Here is a 3,260-nt window from a genome sequence, read left to right on the forward strand (position 1 = left end):
ACTCCGATCAGGCGGACGTATTCGCCTTGCAGGTCTCTCAGGGAGGCTTCTAGGGATTGGGATACCTGTTCTTCGCGGCCGCCGTCGATAAAGCCGGCACTTAACCAAGAACTGGTTTTAAAGCGGCGTTTGTCAGCGTATTCGATGCCGATCTTGTAGCCTTGGGAGAGGAGGGAGCGAACCTGCGCTCGAATGTTTGTATTTAAACTCATAGGTGTCACCGAATTTCTATATAGCGTCTCATTAGCGATGTTTATAGCGGCTGCCGGTGGAGGAGTCGCTGGGCTGTGGGCTTTGACCGGGACGCTGGGGGCGAGGTCGATATCGACAATGTGACGGGTGAAGGCTCGATCGATTTCTGTGACATCGGGTAAGCGATCAGCCTGCTGTTGGCTGGTGATCACGGAACCGGATGGCACGAATTTACCGGCGGGGATTTCCACGTCTTGAACGAGGGCGTGCATCATGACGATGCAATCGGCCCCGATGCGGGCATTAAAGACGGTGGAGCGAAAACCGATAAAACAGCGATCGCCCACATAGGCGGGCCCGTGAATGAGTGCCATGTGGGTGATACAGCTGCCCCGGCCGATCCACACCGAATATTCTCGGCCGTCATCTCCCACCACACGGCTTTTTTCTAAACCGTGGATGATTGCTCCGTCCTGAATTTTGCTGTCGTCGCCAATGTGAAAGGGGGTTCCTTCATCGGCGCGGATGGAAGTCCCCGGAGCGATCACCACTCGCGCCCCGATCTCGATAGCGCCACTGAGGTTAGAGAAGGTGTGGACTTTGGCACTCTCGTCTATGTGCGTTTCCTCTGGGGATTTGGTCCGCTTTTTCGGACTAGCCGCCGTTGTGCGGACGACCATAGTTAGTCTTCCTCCATACTGAATTTGGCTGGCTGGTTGTTACTTAACTGTGTTTGGGTTCTATCGATGTTTAACCGGATTGACGAAATTCGTCCCTCTTGCTGTAGAGGGTGCGATTTTCTACGGTTATAGTGTCAATAATCCCCACCACCATCGCGTCAAGGGGGCGATTGTTCTGTCCGTCTTCGATACGGGCGGCTCCTCCCCGGGACACTAGCACCCATTCATTAATCCCCGCTCCGACAATATCACCCGCTACTTCGTATTTAGGCAAAAGTTGCCCCTGTGCGTCGATGAATTGCAAAAGCAGAAGTTTCACTCCCGTCATACTGCGCGGTTTCAGGGAGCTAACGACGGTGCCGCAAACTTTGGCAATTTGCATGGAATTTGTTTACACTAAAAGTTAGTTGCGCTCTAGATTCGTCTTAAAGGTTGCGGGTTAACACTTTCACGAAACTGTTCCACGGCTTCTGTATAACGGATGGGAAGAACGTATTCGAGGTTTTCGTGGGGACGGGCGATGATGTGGGTCGAGAGGACTTGACCACCCTTAACACGATTAGATGCCGCTTCTGTCCCCGCCGATACGGAGGCCTGTACTTCCGAAACGTCCCCCCGGACGATGACGGTGACGCGACCACTACCAATTTTTTCGTAACCTACTAGGGTTACGCGGGCGGCTTTCACCATGGCATCAGCCGCCTCGACGACGGCCGGGAAACCCAAGGTTTCCACCATGCCCACTGCAATTGACATAATATTTTTGTCTCCTAATGGTTGGCTTTCTTCGACTCTATAGATGCTGACCCCGATCAACGGTGTTTAATAGCTGCGGAATTGCTCTACTTCTTCGGTGTAGCGAATGGGCAGCACGTATTCGAGGTTTTCGTGGGGACGAGCGATGATATGGGTAGATAGCACTTGTCCTCCGTTAACCCGGTTGGCGTTTTCCACTCCGGCAGCCACAGAAGCTTGCACTTCTGAAACGTCTCCCCGGACGATGACAGTGACGCGACCACTACCGATCTTTTCGTAACCCACTAGAGTCACCCTGGCGGCTTTGACCATGGCATCGGCCGCTTCCACAACGGCGGGAAATCCTAGGGTTTCAATCATTCCTACTGCAATTGGCATTTTTTTGTTCCTCGCTTGTCAAGCCAAACTAAACTATTAATTTTGTTAGCGTTATCAATTTTGTTTCAGTCAAATTCTTTCCTTGTTACTTTTCCTGCTCTAGCTCTGGTGGCAGTCGGGATCGTGGCAAGGTGGGTAAGACCATCCTGAATTTTATCTCGATCGTGACCGTTTTCATCCACTAATTTTATTTTCTAGGGCCGGTTGGTAAAAATTTGACGAGTCAGGCAAAATTATCAACCTAAAAAAAGCATAGGAAACTATGACACCTTTGACAATATAAAACATTATGATTATTTCTCATCTTCAGGTTAACGAAAGTTAATCATTCCTTGACTTCGCCCATCAGCCTCAGCAATTCTCAGGAGATTTACCGCTAAAACCTTTGCTATGAGCCGATTTCCGCTTTAAGTTTTCTCTTGGCGGCTTGCTTGTCTCTGCTGGATTTATTGGCAGATAAAAGCCTATTTTCCCTGATTTCGGCTTTTTTATAATTTTTTTATACTATATACGGCTGGGGTGGGGGAGTGGGGAGAAGGGGAGCCTTTTTCAGTGATCAGTAAACAGTGAACAGTAATCAGTGAACTGAAAACTCACATCTGATCACTGATCACTGATTCTAGCGATCGATCTCACCTTCGTAGGGTTGGACACCGATCGAGGGATAATTATCGTGGTTAGGACTGAAAACTTCTAACACTGCATGAGCTAACTTTTGGAAAAAGTCGGGACTCTCGTGCAAGGATTTGAGTGCCGCTTCTAATTCAGGAAGGGAGAAATCGAAGCCTTGCGAGCGAGCTATCTCTAGTAATTGCTGAGGATCTTGGGTTGAGCGCATTTTTTGACCCAATTCTTCGTTTTTAGCGGCTAAGGCGAAAAAGTCGAACACTTGATTTTTAGACATATAAATACTTTTCCTTTGATGATTAAAGGTGTGGCCTCGGCGGCGTGGAGGTTAAACTGCCTAGTATGGTTCATTTTTATCCTACCAGTCAGGAGATATCCTCAAAGCAAAAGTTTCGTTTTTCTTTGCTTGTATGGCTGAGTATGCTTTATGTCCAATTCTGGGGAGTGGGAAGTGGGAAGATGAAAGAGGTTTCTTTCCCTAGACCCCACACCCCACACCCCACACCCCACACCCTACACCCCACCCCCCCGATGTCGGGGGGGTTGGGGGGGCCACACCCTACACCCTCTTTCAAGTCAGAGAATAAATAGCCTAAAATAGAAACCTGCACTCTTGTTTCTGTAGCC

Annotated in this window: 6 protein-coding genes; 1 reads left to right on the top strand and 5 read right to left on the bottom strand. The window is 49.4% G+C overall.

Annotated elements, in window-relative coordinates; translation table 11 throughout:
• The 5 genes from PX481_RS18205 to PX481_RS18225 all read right to left on the bottom strand — a co-directional run.
• The coding region (locus PX481_RS18205; protein WP_288095339.1) for a RuBisCO small subunit-like domain-containing protein at positions 1 to 872 on the bottom strand (872 nt) is incomplete at its 3' end.
• Positions 873 to 942: 70 nt separating this feature from the next.
• Positions 943 to 1,254, bottom strand: coding sequence for a beta-carboxysome shell vertex protein CcmL (gene ccmL / locus PX481_RS18210; RefSeq protein ID WP_002759323.1), 312 nt, complete (start codon positions 1,252 to 1,254; stop codon positions 943 to 945).
• Between the two features lie 32 nt (positions 1,255 to 1,286).
• Positions 1,287 to 1,628 (bottom strand): carbon dioxide-concentrating mechanism protein CcmK, encoded by a 342-nt coding sequence (locus tag PX481_RS18215; protein WP_002733426.1) that lies wholly within the window; start codon positions 1,626 to 1,628, stop codon positions 1,287 to 1,289.
• A 66-nt stretch (positions 1,629 to 1,694) separates the two neighbouring features.
• The gene (locus PX481_RS18220; RefSeq protein WP_002734613.1) at positions 1,695 to 2,006 is read right to left on the bottom strand and encodes a carbon dioxide-concentrating mechanism protein CcmK; all 312 of its coding nucleotides are present in this window, start codon (positions 2,004 to 2,006) and stop codon (positions 1,695 to 1,697) included.
• Between the two features lie 619 nt (positions 2,007 to 2,625).
• A complete protein-coding gene (locus tag PX481_RS18225) occupies positions 2,626 to 2,910 on the bottom strand; it encodes a Nif11-like leader peptide family natural product precursor (protein WP_002759324.1) in 285 nt (94 codons plus the stop codon).
• Between the two features lie 182 nt (positions 2,911 to 3,092).
• Here PX481_RS18225 and PX481_RS18230 point away from each other — a divergent pair, with 182 nt between their 5' ends.
• Complete coding sequence (locus tag PX481_RS18230; protein WP_288095341.1) at positions 3,093 to 3,224, top strand: hypothetical protein; 132 nt, start codon at positions 3,093 to 3,095, stop codon at positions 3,222 to 3,224.
• Positions 3,225 to 3,260 lie beyond the last annotated feature (36 nt).

The organism is Microcystis sp. M53603_WE2 (assembly GCF_030065435.1).

Bases quoted from the DNA above. Each gene is read 5' to 3' on its own strand.
- ccmL (WP_002759323.1), bottom strand. From the start codon at position 1,254: ATGCAAATTGCCAAAGTTTGCGGCACCGTCGTTAGCTCCCTGAAACCG.
- PX481_RS18215 (WP_002733426.1), bottom strand. From the start codon at position 1,628: ATGTCAATTGCAGTGGGCATGGTGGAAACCTTGGGTTTCCCGGCCGTC.
- PX481_RS18220 (WP_002734613.1), bottom strand. From the start codon at position 2,006: ATGCCAATTGCAGTAGGAATGATTGAAACCCTAGGATTTCCCGCCGTT.
- PX481_RS18225 (WP_002759324.1), bottom strand. From the start codon at position 2,910: ATGTCTAAAAATCAAGTGTTCGACTTTTTCGCCTTAGCCGCTAAAAAC.
- PX481_RS18230 (WP_288095341.1), top strand. From the start codon at position 3,093: ATGAAAGAGGTTTCTTTCCCTAGACCCCACACCCCACACCCCACACCC.